This window comes from Pedobacter deserti, assembly GCF_024436415.1.
Lineage (GTDB): Bacteria > Bacteroidota > Bacteroidia > Sphingobacteriales > Sphingobacteriaceae > Pedobacter > Pedobacter faecalis.
In genome coordinates this window covers 2,509,944-2,525,398 of record NZ_JAFMZQ010000001.1, presented here as the reverse complement: position 1 = coordinate 2,525,398, position 15,455 = coordinate 2,509,944, and the positions used below count along the sequence as shown (strand labels likewise).

The following is a 15,455-nucleotide window of genomic DNA, read 5'->3' as shown; positions in this document are numbered from 1 at the left end:
GCCTTAGGCCACGGTAACGGCATCAAACACATCACCAAAGCGCTCAAAAGTTTCATTGGCCTTGCGCACAGCCAGTTCCTCATGCTCCGCAGTCTGCGCATGCGCGTTCAACACGGCCACAAAACGGCCCCACATCTCACCTGTTGCCTCCCCATATCCCGAAAAGAAGGAAAAACCTCTGCTCAAACCATGTTTGGTAAGCATCTGCACAATGATTGGTCCGCCCATAATGGAGCCCTCCATCACATAGAGGGCACCCAGGGCCCCCTGAACATTAGTAATCGAGGGAGCAGTTGCTGGCGGAAGCTGCTCCAGCGAGCCACCCAGTTCCTCAATGTCCGCTTTCAGGTAAGCCGAATTCCGTCGCTCCGCGTAATCGGGCAGAACCTCAGCGGTAATATAGGGCGCTATAGCCCGTTCAACTTCGCTAAAATAGGCGTAGAAGTTTTTGAGCATTTCCGCATAATCCGCCTCGCTGCGAATGGCCTTCATTTTCAAAACCACTTTTTTTTCCAGTTCCTGATGTGCTACACGTGTAGCCTCTTTAATTTTAGTGCTTAACATAGTGTTTCCTTTTATTCGTCTTTAAAAAATCTCCAGCTCAGGCCGGCCAATACCGCCCTGCCCTGCTGTGCCGGCATCAACTGATCCCGGTAGTCCATAATATTATCCGCAGTCAGCTGCAACTGCAGATGCTTACCATAAAATGTCTTCTGCACAGATACATTGAACAGAAAATAACCAGCCACAAACCGGTCCCAGCGGTCCAGGAAGTTATTTGCCCGGTTGTCCTCCATAAAACCATATCTGCTCCGATAGCTCAAACGGACAGCGCCTGTAAGCCCCAGTCGGTCATAAATGTAAGTCGCCTTCAGGTTGGCCATGTGCCGACTGCGATTGTTCATACCCACGTAATCACTTCTGCGCGAAGCACGCATACGGTTGCTCGATACATCGTATGTCTGCCCGTACAGTCCCGTACCGTTTCTTATGGAGTCTACCACTCCGCGGTCGACCGCGTACAGCAGCTGATAACCCGCCGAAAGGCTCAGCGAGCGCGAAGCTCTCCAGTTCCCACCCAGTTCCGCCCCTGCCGTATATGCTTTAGCAATGTTCATGTACGAATAGATCTGCTGACCGCTCGTCTTCAAGCCCACCTGTTCATAGTTAATGAAGTTCCGCATATCATTGTAAAACAGATTAATGTCTAGCCCTACCGAAGCTAAAGGTTTATATTCCAATCCTGTGCTATACGACACCGACCGCTCGGGCTTGAGCTTACCCACACGCTGAGCCATAGGAAACACGCTCATAATCTGTCCCGCATCCTGCAGCCTTCCCATCTCGCGCCAAAACTCCTCAGCACCAAACACCGAATAGCCCGTCTGGATGTTTGTGAACACCATATACAACTGCTGGAAATTGGGCGTTTTAAACCCCGTGCCAATCGCCGCTTTTAAGTTCAAATTATGGGTGATCAAATAACGCAAACCGAGACTAGGATTCAGTTTGCTTCCATATTTGTCATGGTAGTCATACCTCGCCCCGGCGGTTACCGACAAGCGTTCGGCGGCCTGCCATTGCGCCTGTCCGTACACAAAATAATTTGACATACTTTTATTTCCCTGATAGAAATCATTATCCAGCAACTCATAGGCCGCACCGGCACCGCCTGTCAGGCCCAGTACGGCGGTCAACTGCCGGTCCGCCTGCAACTCTGCGCGATGCAAGTACTGTCTGAAATCACTGCCCGGTATCACCAAGCCGCTTTCCAGGTCGGTTATGCCCTGTTTATTCTCGTACCGGGTTAGATAATACTGCGATCTTAAGCGCAAACCGTTGCTGAAATTGTTGTTCAGCGCTATCGAACCATTCAAATCGAACTCATCAAGCACATCCACACTCGGTTTCACACCTTGGTAAGCCAAACGGTTCTCCGAATGCCTGGTCACCAGTCGCCCGTTCAGGTTAACGGAACTCACATCACTCAGCACATACCTCATCCTTCCCTGTGCCGAATAACTGTTAAAAGGTGGTGCCGTCTTGCCCTCAGATAAATAAGGGTTCGAGTTAAAACCATCCGTCCGGTAATAGTTGGCCGACAAATACGCCGATCCTTTTTTGTCCGCAAAGGGACTTTGCCCTTCCAGCGTCAGGTCGGTCATGCTAAAACTGCCATACTTCAGTGCGGCCAGTCCTTGCGGCTGGCTTATCTGCTTGCGTGTAACGATGTTTACTACCCCCGCAAGCGCCTCACTGCCAAACAAGCAGGAAGATGCTCCTTTAATGATCTCAATCCGTTCAATATTAGATACCGTGACCCTTGAGAGGTCGAAGTTGCCGTTATTCCGGCCAACCATAGGCTGCCCGTCAATCATCACCATGGTATAGCCGCTGTCAAAACCCTGCATTTGCAGGCCTACAGCGCGACTGCCCGAACCGATGTCGTTAACGATCGCCAACCCGGTCTGCTCTTTCAATACCTCATCCAAGCGCCTGCTGCCCATCATTTCGATCTCTTCTCTACTAATCACCTTGGAAGGCATAGCCGTTTTGGTCATATCGATGAAATTATCCGGATTGCCATGCACACCCGCAACCTTCACTTCGCTAAGCTGCCGGCTGCTTGTCCGCAAACTCATTTTAACCTCGTTAGGCCGTTCCGCCCCAATACTTATCGTAATCTGTTCAGGCTCAAACCCCAACGCCGAAGCCGTCAAGGTGTAATCGCCCTCATACAAAGCCTTTATCACAAACCTGCCTTGCGCATCAGTAATTGCCCGCCTGTTGTCCGGTTGTAACGTCACGCCCGCTTTCTCAATTGCCTTGCCTCGTTCATCGCAAATCATCCCCCGAAGCTGCTGTTTGTCCTGCGCCTTCAGTGAGGGTACTGAAGGTTGGGCAAGGGCAAACAAGCAGCATAAGAGGAATTTATTGGGGATTCGGACAGACATTGCAATAGGCGTATTATTTTTAATTAATCTAAATAACACCGCAAATATGTACACTATTGCGCTAAAGAAAGCAACGGCAAAAGGATTATTTTTAGCGATTTCGGGATAGAATTTACCTAATACGGAGCGGTGGGCTCAGGATCCAAACACACAAACCGAGCTCAAATAGCATTTCAGTGGGTATTTTTGACGTCATCAACGGTCCTCGTCCTCAAAATACCGATACCGCTATATCCCTTCCTGCTATTTGGAATCATTTTAATTAACTCGTCCTTTGCAGTCACAATGAACAAATTATATACTGCCCTATTGCTTGCTTTGCTGATAATCCAATCGGCATTTGCAGCACCTAAAAGGATCATCAGCTTAAGTGGTCCGATTACCGAGACCGTAGATGCACTGGGATGCGGCGCACAAATCGTTGCTGTCGACGTCACCAGCACCTACCCCGCGTACATCAACAAAGTACCGAAAGTAAGTAAAGACAGGGCAGTCTCTGCAGAAGGTATTATTTCGTTCTCGCCCGATCTGGTGCTTGCACCAGTCGGGCTTATTTCCAAACAAACAGAAGCCCAGCTTAAGTCGGCCGGCGTAAAACTCATCGTCATCAATGAGGAGTACAGCCCCAAAGGCGCCGTGAACTTCATCAGCCAGGTAGCACATGCGCTGGGCAACCCTGCAAAAGGCGAAGAACTCATCAAAAGAACTACAATGGAGGTCAACAAGGCCCTCGAAACAGTAAAGCGCAATCCCAAATCACCGAAAGTCCTGTTCCTCTACGCCAGGGGCACCGGCGTTATGATGGTCGCCGGCAAAGAAACCAGCATAGATGCCATTATCAAACTGGCCGGAGCGAAAAACGCAGCAAGCAATTTCAGCAAATACAAACCCTATACTACAGAAGCCCTGGTAGCCGCCAATCCCGATATCATCCTGATGTTCGATTTCGGCTATAAAAGTCTGGGCGGCGCGGCCGGAATCCTTAAAATGCCCGGCGTAAACCTCACCAATGCTGGCAAGAACAAACGTATTATAGAAATGGACAGCGAGTTGCTGACAAATTTCTCCGTAAGGCTCGGACAAGCCATCACCGCTTTGAACGCCAAATGGTAAAAAAACTTAGCCTTTATACCTTCCTGATCGTTACCCTGGTCCTCTCAGCGCTGCTCTCTATGAGCCTCGGCGCGGTAAAAATAGGGTTGTCCGACATACTGCTCATCCTGGCACAAAAAACCGGTATCTCCGCAAGCCAAGATATCCCCGAGCAGTACACGGGCGTTATCAGCATGATCCGTTTGCCGCGTGTTATTCTCGGCATCCTCGTCGGCGCCGCGCTGGGCATCTCCGGCACGGCTGTACAAGGCATTTTCCGCAACCCCCTTGCCGAACCCGGACTCATCGGCATCTCTGCAGGCGCGTCCCTCTTCGCCGTCATTATTATCGTGCTCGAAGCCACACTCCTGGCAAGTCTGAGCAGCCTCTTCGGCTATTATTTGCTTGCCTTTGGCGCCTTTGCAGGAGCCGGGCTCGCTGCTATGGCCGTTTACCAGATCTCGCGAAACGATGGAAAATCCAACATCGCCACCATGCTGCTGGCCGGCATTGCCATCAATGCCCTGGCAGGTGCACTCACGGGGCTAATCACCTTTGCGGCCGATGATCAGCAATTGCGCAACATCACCTTCTGGATGCTCGGCAGCTTAGGCGGCGCCACTTGGGAGACCGTTGCCGCCCTCTTTCCCTTTGTCCTCATTCCGCTGTTGCTTTTACCAGGCATGAGCAAAGCCCTCAACGCCTTTGCCCTTGGCGAAACCCAGGCCGCGCAACTTGGCCTCAAAACCCATGTCATCAAAAGAAACGTAGTTATTCTGGCCACCATGGCCGTAGGCGCTGCCGTGGCCGTATCAGGCATCATCAGTTTCGTCGGACTGCTCGTTCCCCATACCATCCGGCTGGCCATTGGTGTCGACCATAAACATGTCCTGCCCGCCTCAGCAATACTCGGTGCACTCATGCTTACACTGGCCGATATGATCAGTCGCACCATTATAGCACCCATAGAGCTACCCATTGGCGTGGTTACCGCATTGCTGGGCACCCCGCTCTTTCTGCATATACTTATTAAGGACAAGAAAAAACTCGTTCTATAATGCTTATTGCCCAGGCCCTTAGTTATCACATCGGTAAACGACCACTCCTCAGGAACGTTTCCTTCAGCCTGCGCAGCGGCGAAATGCTTGCCATCCTTGGCGCAAACGGTGCAGGCAAATCAACCCTGCTCAAAATGCTCAGCGGAGAAAAGACACCCAGCGAAGGTCAGATCACACTACATGAAAAAAACCTTGCCGAATACAAGTCCGTCGAACTGGCCCGCAACAGGGCTGTGCTCAACCAGCAAAATTTCGTGAGCATGGCCTTTACGGCCGAAGAGATCGTGAGCATGGGCCGCTATCCGCACCGTGGACAAACGACCGCGGCGCAGGACCGAAACATTTGCAGCCAGGTCATGGAACTCACCGGTACTACAGTGCTGGCAGAGCGATCTTATCTCACACTATCCGGCGGAGAGCAGCAGCGCGTGCAACTGGCCAGGGTGCTGGCGCAGATCTGGGATGTACCCGGCGCACTGCTTATCATGGACGAACCCGTGGCCAGTCTCGACCTCCAGTACCAGCAGCAAACCCTCGCCATCGCCAAAATGCTCAGCAGAAAAGGATATATGGTGATCACTGTGCTCCACGATATTAACCTGGCCGCACAATATGCCGACCGGATCCTGATGCTAAAAAACGGAAGAAAATGGTATGACGGTTCGGCGGCTGAAATACTCTCCAGTAAGAACATTTATGAAGTATTCGAAATCAGTGCAGACATTATCACGCAGCCAAGTACACTGCGGCCGGTGTTTTTGCCTCACGAAGTCCTTATAGAACTAGGGCAATAACATCAAACCCAAAAATTACTTACTTTTGTAAACAGCAGACCAATAATAAGATGAATACGCAACCAAGTACCGATAGAAAGGCAGCCATCATGAAGTGGCTGAAAAAAGTGGGCTTCTGGGGCTTCATGTTTTTCCTGATCAAAGGACTCGTTTGGCTGGCCCTGGGCTACTGGGTATTTAAATAAAAAAAAAATGCGGCCAGGCCCACGCCCAGCCGCATTCCATTACGCAACAATCTCAATCTCCCCAAGATACACCGTGTTGCTGGCCATTTTACGATCAGCCGAAACAAAGCTCATCCATACATGAACCAAATCCCCGCCAAAATTAGCGGGCATAGCCATCGTGTACTGCAAAGCAGAGCGCAGCGCAGCATCCGCCTGCATCACAAACCTGTCCTTTACAGGATTGTAAACCAGCAGCGTGGCCTTGTCGGTACCCGAGCCAATAGACGTGTTAGGAACCGCGTCCCAGGAAAAATCCAGCTGCTCCGCAGTATCCGCAACCACCGAAGCACTGTCGGAATTGCCGAGCATACCAACACTGTACATGAACTTAGGATAATCAACTTCCCAGTTCGGATACATGCCAGTTACCGCATTCTCGAAATTGTACCTGAAGGCAGCGTTAAACGGCGTTTGCTTTGGCTTGCCAGCATGCTGAAAGCCAACTTTGATCAACGGGCTGATCCACTTCATAAAAGTGACCACCAGTTTAAACATCGCCCTAACGCTCAGCTGCGCCTCGGTAGGCGGTCGCTCACTCTCGTGAGGAAGCTGACTGATCACGTTCTGGCCATTCACCCGGCGGCCAACCAGGTTGCCCGCCTTCTTTCGGAAGCCACCAAAGGCTCCCCATTTTTGAATTCCCATGATTTCATCATTTAGGAGTTAAACATTTAATTAATTAATCAAACTTAACTCGCTGAAAAACAAACCACAAGAAAGCGGCAACATGTGATATCAACTGACAAAAAACAGCAACAATCGCCTGCTTAGTTAAAACATCCCATACTCATATACATACTTAGTCACCGTCGCGGTATTGTTTACCGAGTTCACAGACGAACTCGATAAAGTCGTCGGAAACCCGTTCGCATCGTAAGTGTACGTATTGGTTGTCGTCGTAGTGATCGGACTTAACGTGTTACTAACTTTTACCGTCAGCTCGTTATGTTTACTGTAAGGCCCGCCAGGCAATCCCATAATCATCGGGTACGCCAGCAACGTATGATAATGAATCGTCTTTTTATCATCGTAAGTGTATTCCGTTCTATATTCGGGTTTATCACCTTTAGTGTTATCGATACTCGTCTTTTTACTTACATTATCCCCGTTATATTCAAAAAGAATGTCTTCCCAGGCCAGCGGACCCCCATCGCGCCGGGCAACAGCCGTTAGCTTGCCGTCAGTATAGAAATGATAATACCTGAACTCAGAGCCCTGAGCCTGCGTATAGTCGATACGGCCGTTTTTGTAGGTAATATCCGTAACTGTACGCCTTGAGCCATCAACTACCTCCGTCCAGGTCAGCAAATCACCCCCATAAAAATAAGACGTTTTAGCATTACCCGAAGTAGAAGAAATCAGCCGGTTGTTATCATCATAAGCATAGGTGGTAACAGTTACCGATCCATTAGAAGACGTGCGCGTCATCTTAGTCAGCAACTGGATCTTTTCACGATTCTCCGGTTCTCCGGGATTAGAATTATCTTTACACGAGAGTGCCAGCAGAGAGAGCCCCCAAAGCAGCGCAGCGTACTTAATTTTCATGGGTTTACAAATTGGTTAAATAAAATTACCCAATTAAAGTACAAATCCAAATAAATTTTCGTTACCCCTTCTCCAAACGCTTCATCACATACTCGATATCCAACCGGTTATACATACAGTAATCCATAACAGACACAGGTTGATACTTGCTCAGGCCAAAGTGAGCCCTCACCCTGGCAAGCCTGCGCTGCGCAGCACTTGCAGAAAGTTCAGTAAGAACCTGAACATTTTTGATAGACATAAAAAGAGACGCCATGACAAGATAGTTTAATCATACAAAAAGGTTTGTATCCTGAATTTAACCATCCCGCCAAGCGAAGCCAATTAAAAAAATTTAATACCATATCTTTACAACTATGCACCGCCGCCACTTCATCAAACTCTCAGCCATCGGGGTACTCACGCTCAGTACTAAAGAACTGCAAGTCATGACCGTCTGGGGACCCGTAAGTCCGTTCCGCCTGGGGAAAGTGCTGGCACACGAACACATCTTTACCGACTTCAGCGGGGCCGGACAAAAAACACCACAGTATAACCGCGAAGAAGCCTTTCAGTTCGCCCTGCCCTATCTCAAAAAAATCAAAGCCAGCGGAATAGGCACCATTATAGAATGCACACCCGCATACATTGGTCGCGATGTAATCCTGCTCAAACAACTTTCAGAAGCAAGCCGCCTGCACATCATCACCAACACCGGTTACTATGCCGCCGTTAACCAAAAGTACCTGCCTCCCCACGCCCACACCGAAACAGCGCAGCAATTGGCCCAGCGCTGGATCAACGAATACAAAAACGGTATAGAGGGAACAGGAATAAAGCCCGGCTTCATCAAGCTCGGCGTAGGCAACGCACCCCTAACACCCGTAGAGCGCAAACTTATCCAGGCCGCAGCCATCACACACAAACACACCGGACTTAAAATATTTATACACACCGGCAATGGAGAAGCCGCAGTAGAAGAAGCAGACCTGCTCCAAAAAGAAGGCATAGGCCTAGAAGCCATGATCTGGGTGCATGCACAAAACGACCAAAGCGGCAATTACCATATACAACTAGCCAAACGCGGCTGCTGGATCAGTCTAGACGGCTACAGTCCGGCCGAAACCGGAAAGTACATTACCTTCCTGCAAAACCTAAAGCAACAAGATCTGCTCAATAAAGTCATCCTCTCGCACGACGATGGATTTGCCGTAACAAACAAGCAAGGGAAAATAAGTTTCGAAGCCTACCGTAAAAACAACGATACCATATACACCAGCATACAAACCATACTCCTACCAGCATTGATAAAGGCCGGGTTCAGTGAAAAGGATCTCACCACCCTTATGCAAAACAACCCGCCCGGTGTACTTAATATAACTTAATTTTATTTACCTTTGATAGTATCATATGATACTATCACATGTCATACAACAAGCCTCCATATCAGATCACAACAGAAATATTATCCTTATTAACAAGGGTATCTGAGCAAATCGGTGCGGTGAACGCACTCCATCTGAACCGCCCTCAAACCGAATTGCGAAAAGCGAACAGGATAAAAACAATTCAATCCACACTGGCAATAGAAGGCAATACCATGTCCGAAGAGCAGATTACTGCATTTCTCAATAACAAAAGGATCCTAGCCCCTCAGAAAGATATTTTAGAGGTACAAAATGCCATTGCTACCTACGACAAACTCCACACATTTAAACCTTTTCAGTTAAAATCAATCCTTAAAGCCCACAAAACCCTAATGGAAGGCCTCATCAAAGAGGCCGGTTCATTAAGAAAGGGAAACGTTGGCATTGTTAAGGGCTCGCAGGTTACGCATGTAGCACCCCCCGGCAACATGGTTGCGCACCTGTTGCAGGAGCTGCTGGATTATGTAAAATCAGACAAAGATCCAATACTGATAAAGACTTGTGTATTTCATTATGAGTTTGAATTCATACATCCTTTTGCAGACGGAAATGGAAGAATGGGGCGGCTTTGGCAAACCATTTTACTAATGAAAACTTATCCGGTGTTCAAATATTTGCCAATCGAAAGTCTGATTAAAACTGAGCAGTCCAAATATTATGAGGCGTTGAACAAATCAGATAACCTGGGACAAAGTACGCCATTTATCATTTTTATGCTCGGGCAGATTTCAAAAGCACTCGATGAATTGTTAGAAAGCCCGCTAAGCGTCCCCAATGCCTCAAGCCGAATCCTGATTTTTAAAGAAATAGCCGGTAACGCAGTCTTCACCAGGAAAGACTATCTTCAGCACTTTAAAGGGCTGTCAACTGCAACGGCCAGCAGAGATTTGAGAATAGCAACAGAAATGGGCGTTGTTCAAAAATCCGGAGATAAAAACTCCAGTACATACCGTTACAACGTCAGATAATAGGCGAAAACAACTATACCAATTTACTAAAACAACTTAAGCACATTACTAAAATGCACCTCCGTCATCCCAAAGAAATCCGCTAGCTGCTTCTGAGAAAAATACTGCATCACACCTATCCCATATAACTCCACCAGAGCTCGCAGCTTCGCATCCCCCTTAAGCTTCATCATATTCAGCTTAGCCATCATAAAGTCCGAATTCTCCGCCAGGATGCAGGTCGCCAGTTTATCCACCCCAGCCTCCGTTAAGCCAAGCACATCAAAAGCCTCCCGTGTAAACGGAATCGAAACAGCACCCTTCGCCACAAACATCTCCGCCTTTGTAGCCTTGCCATTAAAGAAACCATCACTGTGAAGCATGATCATCTTAGGCGGAAAAATATCCGTTACATGCGTCACCGGCAAACCCTCCCGATCAAGCCCAGCTTCAGTCATATATCCATAACCCTCATCAATCCAGTAAGCAGTAAGCAAAACGCCCTCAGTCTTAGCGCTGCGGTATAATTTATCATGTTTAGTAGATTCCAGCATCGGTATGATGCTGGAATCGAAGGTGTCACTTAATTCGCACTTTGAGTGGAGGTAATTAAGGAGATTTTCTACCGGCGTGCCGGTATAGAGAGGTGATTTAGAGTTGCTCATAGAAAAAATCAGAACTTTGATAGACAACGCGTTACTTGAGGGTTAATGCTTCTTTCGCTGCCTTTATCATGCCGCTGGCGTCAACCCCGCCAACCACCCTTTTTACAAGTTTACCTTCCGGCGAAAGGAATATAAGTGTTGGCAAAGCGTTAACTCCGTATTTTTTCATCAAAGAAGGGACTTCTTTATACCACTGCTTAACATAAGCATTATCTTTGTCCGTCTGGTCCGTCTGAATTTTCACTGCGATAAAATTTTCATTTAACAATTTTCCGACTTCGTTATCCGTGTAGACATATTTGTCCATTTCCTTGCATGGGCCACACCAAGTCGCTACAAACGCTAGCATTAAATACTTATTTTCTAATTTAACCTTCTGCAAAAGGGCCCCTTTATCTTTTACTTCAGTGAAAATAGTCTCTGTCCGTTTGCTTGGCCAAGTAGGCAAATCGTCTTGAATCTTTCGTATCGCTCCTCTGATTGAGGCGCGCGAATAGTCATCTCTCGCCAGTGATAAAACTTTTTCAAGTTCAATTAACGCCTCCTTCTTAAACCCCAGTTTGTAGAGCAGTTGAGCATAGGTATCTAATGCATGATGCGACAATTTTTCCATCCCCACAGCACGAAGTGCCATTTGCCTGGCGACTTCGAGAGCACTTCTGTCTTCGATGTGTTGAAAGACGCGCCAAGCCACGTTATTTAATAACATGAAAGACAACCATTGCCGTTCCCTTCCGAACCTCGTGTACCACGGGGTAATAGACTTCGCCAACAGATCCCAGTCTTCATTGTTCACCCCAAATAGCATTTGGTTTTGGAGAAACGCTTCTTCTCCAATCGCTCCAAACGGGGTCACTTTGTTCCGCAGAAAGTCCCAATCTGGTGTATTTGACATAAACGGCTTAATAAATTCGCTTTCGACTATTACTTTCAGAAATGTCTCCGCCTCACCCTCTCCCAATTTCTCATTAATTTGTTCTTTGTTTGTTAAAATAAAGCTGTATCCTGGATCTCTCGTACTAGTAGTGTTTTTACGAATAAAATCTAGGTTTACCGCCAATAATGGGCACTTTAGCACTTTTAGTAAACCTCTTACGGCATCTCTATTCGTCTGTATATCACCTCGTAACTTCGCAAGAGACGTTAACTGCTTCAGGAAATTTGAATCCCGCTTTCCTTTAACATATTTCTGCAGTAAGCGCAGATACACTTCGTTTGAATCTTGTACATGAAGTTTGGTTAAGGTATGTAAGGATGGTTTGCGAAAATCTACCGTAATCGATAAATCGTTTATTTTGTTATCAGCACATACCGGTACATATTCGCTCCTGTTGACGTTTAAAGCAGGACTCGTGTTATTTTCGATTCTTGCGCCTTTTGCAACTGGAATTCCACACATTGATCCTGCAATATAACAGGAGACTAAAATATTTTTCATTCCGATTTTTTAGTTAAATTGGTTCTTTTGTTAACAAGAAACTTATGAGCTACAACTGCTCTAGAGTGTTACCATTATAGATCACACCGCCCTTCACCACATATCCAATATCGCTGGTTAACATTATATTCAACAATGGATTGTTGTTCAATATTACAAGGTCGCATATCTTGCCCGACTCGACAGAACCAAGATCATCATCAAGACCTAAACTTATGGCGCCATTTATAGTTGCCATTTTTAAAATCTCAAAATTAGAGAAGCCTCCGTATAAGGCCTTACTCCACAACTCATAGTGATACCTTATTCCTGCTTCAGGCTCGTCCCCGTGACTTCCTATTGAAAAAATAGTCGTTTTTCCGCTAACGTCTTTTATGTCAACTTCCGACCTCCTTAAATCACTAGTAGATAAATTGCTTTTTGGAAGGAAACTTGAAATTACTTTTTTATAGGCTGCGGGATTAATATATTTTAACTTAGAATGATCCGGGTAAAGATTTCGAAAATCTGAGTGATATTGCACCATATTCGTCAAGGTATAGATGGTTAGGGAATTCCTTAACAAGAGCTTAATATCTTTGTACTGCTTGCCCCATCCCGCCCATCCGAAGTGTTCAACTTTCGGAGATCCATTTTTAATCATAGCAACGCTTTCTAACATGCTATTTCCGCCCTCGTTTGTCATATTTAGACCAAGTTCATTACATGCAATCTGGAGCCATTGTTGTTGCATCCGAGTTTTCTGCTGATATTGTTTAATGGCGACGCAGCCTAGCCGCTTTCGCTCTTCCACTTCTTTCCTGGCCTCTTGCGGATTAGAAATTGCTTCGTTATAACCCGGGCCAATGGCGCGACAGACATTATATAATCGAGGTCCTGTGGCGAGTCCAGCGTCTAGCATTTCTCGAAAAGTCGCCATTTGATTGGAACTTGATGGATCGAATGACGTCGTTATACCATAAGCTAGGTATGTCTTCAGTTCTAAATTTTCGTTGTAATCGATGTCACGGTATGCTGTCGCATGACAATGAAGATCAAACATTCCAGGTATAACGGTTTTTCCCCTTAAATCTACAATTCTAGCTTCTCTGGGAATTGAAAAGTCGGCAGGGGAACCAACCTTGATAATCCTTCCGTCATGGACTAAAATCGTTCCATTTAGGATCTGTTCGTCGCCCTTCATTGTGATTATGTGTGCGTTGACAAATGCTAGGTAACCAGGTCTATAGTTTGGCTTATAACTTAACCTTATTTGAACAACGGTATCCGGGGTTAGATCCAAATGCCTGGCTACGAACGGTAAAGCACAATATTTGTCCTCGGCGATCACCGAGTTTTTAGTGGCACTCAATATCCTTTCAAGTCGTATCGAACGAAATTCGTTCGCAATTGTCCAACTAAGAGTTTTACCATCTGGACTCCAGATCGGATTTACACAGCCAGTTGCAACACGTGCGAACTGCAGTTCACTATTACCACTTTTACAAAGTGATGTTAAGAAGAGATCATCCCCATAATTAAATGCCAAATAATTCAAATCTGGGGACGGATACATATTAACTTTCGGTCCAAAGCCAATCATCCCCAAATTGTCAGTTTCAAAAATTGTTGAGACATCTTTGTTTATAATATCCAGTAGCTCAATTCTTTTAGAATTCTCGTACGACCTTATGCATATCAAATAGCCTTCCTTAGTAAATTGTAAGTGTTCAACATCCAGATTAGTAGCTAACGTCGTAACACCCCTGTCCTGCAAATCGTATAAAACCAGTTCGGTGTCATAAGGATTAACCTCTGCTTCAATAAGCATAACGATGGAACGCCCATCCGGTGTCCAGGACAGTTCGCGGATCACCCTATTAAATGTATAGAGAAGTTTGTAACTATTTCTGCGTCCGTTGATGTCTTGTATGTAAAGATTACCTAAAGTTGTATCGTTACCTGCAAAAACTATTTGTCTCCCATCTAAAGAGAATTTCGGCCGATAAAAAATTCCTGGGCCTTCAGCAATTAGAGTAGGCTCGCTATCATCCAAGTTTTGGATATAAATTTTCTTTAAAGCACTAAAAGTTAATAAGCGTTTGTGCTCGTTGATATTTGCTCCGCTGATTCCGATAACTTCCTTCTCATGAAAGTCAACAGAGAATTTGTTGAATTTTACGGATCCAATATCAAGGCGTACATCAGCTTTAAAAGACACAATTTTGTCAGATCCGCCTCGAACAGACAGTTTATGAATCTTTCCGTCGTAGGATAAATAAACAAAGTGATTGTCAGGTGAGAATGAATACTGCATATAATACATTTTTTCACCTAATGGGTTATAGTGAAACGTGTCTAATTTTGCTACATCCTTTACTTGACAGGAACGTAGATTTACCACACTCAGAGTCGGAATACCCTGAGAATCTGTTCTTATGAAACCTAAGGTGCTGGCATCTTTTGAGAGTCTAAAATTAGCTAGACGTTCGTTAGGGTAAAAAGCAGAAACGTTTTTATTAGTTATCTTCCTAGATTTTAAGTCAATCTCGACCAATTGGAAACCCGATTCTTTGGAATCTACTCTTACCACATAAATTGCACGACCGTCTACACTGTAGCCAACAACTTGATCTCGTTCATTTATGTCTCGCAAGGCCAAGGACATGTCGATTTTTCCGCCACCAAAGGTATACTCTTGAGTATTTGAGAATATTCCTTTGCTATTTGGCTTCCAAATAATTTGCCAATTCTCCGGCCAGTTATATGACCGATTTTTTATTTGCGAACGAGTATTATTCGCTAACGTTGATTTGATAGGCGGTGAGTCAGGAATAACTATATGAAAACTCCCTGTGACATCTCGGATATGTGTTTGCGGCTGGCCAGTTGCATCACTAGTATAAGCAAAGTATTTTCCATCTGGTGACCAATTTGGCCGGTTATTTAATGAGATACCTCGGGTTAGTTGCATAGCAGTTCCCCCATCTTCTGGTACCAAAAAAATCTCGCCTAAAATTGTTAACAGAATCTGTTTTCCATCGGGCGAAACATCCACATGCATTCTAGATCCTTCCTCTGTTTCAAACTGTATGGTTCTATCTGGCGTAATAGGTAGCTGAGAAAAATCTTTTACCCAATGATTTCCAACGCCAGTAACCTCATGTCTAGGAGATTTCCCAGTAGTTGAAGGTCTCTTCACTAATATACAACTTTGAAAAACACATGTCCAAATAAGCATGAGAAATCCCATAGCTATTCGAAGTGTTGGATACTTGGTACTTCCTAATTTAACTTTTGCCATGACGTTTGAAAAATTTATATTATGTTGGTAAAACGGAATCCGTGTA

14 protein-coding genes are annotated in these 15,455 nt (G+C 45.9%); 6 read left to right on the top strand and 8 right to left on the bottom strand.

The features are described from left to right. Positions 1 to 3: 3 nt before the first annotated feature. Positions 4 to 564 (bottom strand): biliverdin-producing heme oxygenase, encoded by a 561-nt coding sequence (locus tag J3P40_RS11495; protein WP_256005713.1) that lies wholly within the window; start codon positions 562 to 564, stop codon positions 4 to 6. 11 nt (positions 565 to 575) lie between these two features. Further along, the gene (locus J3P40_RS11490) at positions 576 to 2,954 is read right to left on the bottom strand and encodes a TonB-dependent receptor (protein WP_256005710.1); all 2,379 of its coding nucleotides are present in this window, start codon (positions 2,952 to 2,954) and stop codon (positions 576 to 578) included. A gap of 285 nt (positions 2,955 to 3,239) precedes the next feature. On the opposite strand from J3P40_RS11490, the gene J3P40_RS11485 reads away from it, so the two are divergent. Genes J3P40_RS11485 through J3P40_RS11470 form a run of 4 tightly spaced genes read left to right on the top strand, consistent with a single transcriptional unit; the run spans position 3,240 to position 6,083 of the window. Continuing rightward, on the top strand, positions 3,240 to 4,067 hold the full coding sequence (locus J3P40_RS11485) for a heme/hemin ABC transporter substrate-binding protein (RefSeq protein WP_256005707.1): 828 nt from the start codon (positions 3,240 to 3,242) through the stop codon (positions 4,065 to 4,067). Beyond that, positions 4,061 to 5,104 carry a FecCD family ABC transporter permease gene (locus J3P40_RS11480; RefSeq protein ID WP_256005705.1) on the top strand — a complete coding sequence of 348 codons (1,044 nt, stop codon included), beginning with the start codon at positions 4,061 to 4,063 and terminating at the stop codon, positions 5,102 to 5,104. Before J3P40_RS11485 ends, J3P40_RS11480 begins: the two co-directional genes overlap by 7 nt. Then, positions 5,104 to 5,898, top strand: coding sequence for a heme ABC transporter ATP-binding protein (locus tag J3P40_RS11475; protein ID WP_256005703.1), 795 nt, complete (start codon positions 5,104 to 5,106; stop codon positions 5,896 to 5,898). Before J3P40_RS11480 ends, J3P40_RS11475 begins: the two co-directional genes overlap by 1 nt. Positions 5,899 to 5,948: 50 nt before the next feature. Then, a complete protein-coding gene (locus tag J3P40_RS11470; RefSeq protein WP_256005702.1) occupies positions 5,949 to 6,083 on the top strand; it encodes an alanyl-tRNA synthetase in 135 nt (44 codons plus the stop codon). A gap of 39 nt (positions 6,084 to 6,122) precedes the next feature. Here the strand turns inward: J3P40_RS11470 and J3P40_RS11465 are convergent, their stop codons facing one another. From J3P40_RS11465 to J3P40_RS11455, 3 genes are all read right to left on the bottom strand, one after another. Further along, entirely contained in the window at positions 6,123 to 6,770 is a 648-nt protein-coding gene (locus tag J3P40_RS11465) for a DUF6266 family protein (protein ID WP_256005700.1), read from the bottom strand. Positions 6,771 to 6,896: 126 nt separating this feature from the next. After that, positions 6,897 to 7,670, bottom strand: coding sequence for a hypothetical protein (locus tag J3P40_RS11460; protein ID WP_256005699.1), 774 nt, complete (start codon positions 7,668 to 7,670; stop codon positions 6,897 to 6,899). A gap of 61 nt (positions 7,671 to 7,731) precedes the next feature. Beyond that, a complete protein-coding gene (locus tag J3P40_RS11455) occupies positions 7,732 to 7,926 on the bottom strand; it encodes a hypothetical protein (RefSeq protein WP_256005698.1) in 195 nt (64 codons plus the stop codon). Between the two features lie 100 nt (positions 7,927 to 8,026). Between J3P40_RS11455 and J3P40_RS11450 the strand changes: the two genes are divergently transcribed. Beyond that, positions 8,027 to 9,034: a phosphotriesterase family protein gene (locus tag J3P40_RS11450; RefSeq protein WP_256005697.1), complete on the top strand. Its 1,008-nt coding sequence runs from the start codon at positions 8,027 to 8,029 to the stop codon at positions 9,032 to 9,034. A gap of 38 nt (positions 9,035 to 9,072) precedes the next feature. Further along, a complete protein-coding gene (locus J3P40_RS11445) occupies positions 9,073 to 10,044 on the top strand; it encodes a Fic family protein (RefSeq protein WP_256005696.1) in 972 nt (323 codons plus the stop codon). A 26-nt stretch (positions 10,045 to 10,070) separates the two neighbouring features. On the opposite strand, the gene J3P40_RS11440 is transcribed toward J3P40_RS11445, so the two are convergent. The 3 genes from J3P40_RS11440 to J3P40_RS11430 are packed head-to-tail and all read right to left on the bottom strand — an operon-like array spanning position 10,071 to position 15,409. After that, positions 10,071 to 10,688, bottom strand: coding sequence for a hypothetical protein (locus J3P40_RS11440; protein WP_256005695.1), 618 nt, complete (start codon positions 10,686 to 10,688; stop codon positions 10,071 to 10,073). Between the two features lie 31 nt (positions 10,689 to 10,719). Further along, positions 10,720 to 12,126: a thioredoxin family protein gene (locus tag J3P40_RS11435; protein ID WP_256005693.1), complete on the bottom strand. Its 1,407-nt coding sequence runs from the start codon at positions 12,124 to 12,126 to the stop codon at positions 10,720 to 10,722. Positions 12,127 to 12,175: 49 nt separating this feature from the next. After that, positions 12,176 to 15,409 (bottom strand): amidohydrolase family protein, encoded by a 3,234-nt coding sequence (locus J3P40_RS11430; RefSeq protein ID WP_256005691.1) that lies wholly within the window; start codon positions 15,407 to 15,409, stop codon positions 12,176 to 12,178. Between the last annotated feature and the right edge of the window lie 46 nt (positions 15,410 to 15,455).

What these genes read in the sequence shown, in the direction of transcription:
- J3P40_RS11490 (WP_256005710.1), bottom strand. Translation starts at nt 2,954, where the DNA reads ATGTCTGTCCGAATCCCCAATAAATTCCTCTTATGCTGCTTGTTTGCC.
- J3P40_RS11445 (WP_256005696.1), top strand. Translation starts at nt 9,073, where the DNA reads ATGTCATACAACAAGCCTCCATATCAGATCACAACAGAAATATTATCC.
- J3P40_RS11475 (WP_256005703.1), top strand. Translation starts at nt 5,104, where the DNA reads ATGCTTATTGCCCAGGCCCTTAGTTATCACATCGGTAAACGACCACTC.
- J3P40_RS11440 (WP_256005695.1), bottom strand. Translation starts at nt 10,688, where the DNA reads ATGAGCAACTCTAAATCACCTCTCTATACCGGCACGCCGGTAGAAAAT.
- J3P40_RS11430 (WP_256005691.1), bottom strand. Translation starts at nt 15,409, where the DNA reads ATGGCAAAAGTTAAATTAGGAAGTACCAAGTATCCAACACTTCGAATA.
- J3P40_RS11470 (WP_256005702.1), top strand. Translation starts at nt 5,949, where the DNA reads ATGAATACGCAACCAAGTACCGATAGAAAGGCAGCCATCATGAAGTGG.
- J3P40_RS11485 (WP_256005707.1), top strand. Translation starts at nt 3,240, where the DNA reads ATGAACAAATTATATACTGCCCTATTGCTTGCTTTGCTGATAATCCAA.
- J3P40_RS11460 (WP_256005699.1), bottom strand. Translation starts at nt 7,670, where the DNA reads ATGAAAATTAAGTACGCTGCGCTGCTTTGGGGGCTCTCTCTGCTGGCA.
- J3P40_RS11450 (WP_256005697.1), top strand. Translation starts at nt 8,027, where the DNA reads ATGCACCGCCGCCACTTCATCAAACTCTCAGCCATCGGGGTACTCACG.
- J3P40_RS11435 (WP_256005693.1), bottom strand. Translation starts at nt 12,126, where the DNA reads ATGAAAAATATTTTAGTCTCCTGTTATATTGCAGGATCAATGTGTGGA.
- J3P40_RS11455 (WP_256005698.1), bottom strand. Translation starts at nt 7,926, where the DNA reads ATGGCGTCTCTTTTTATGTCTATCAAAAATGTTCAGGTTCTTACTGAA.
- J3P40_RS11465 (WP_256005700.1), bottom strand. Translation starts at nt 6,770, where the DNA reads ATGGGAATTCAAAAATGGGGAGCCTTTGGTGGCTTCCGAAAGAAGGCG.
- J3P40_RS11480 (WP_256005705.1), top strand. Translation starts at nt 4,061, where the DNA reads ATGGTAAAAAAACTTAGCCTTTATACCTTCCTGATCGTTACCCTGGTC.
- J3P40_RS11495 (WP_256005713.1), bottom strand. Translation starts at nt 564, where the DNA reads ATGTTAAGCACTAAAATTAAAGAGGCTACACGTGTAGCACATCAGGAA.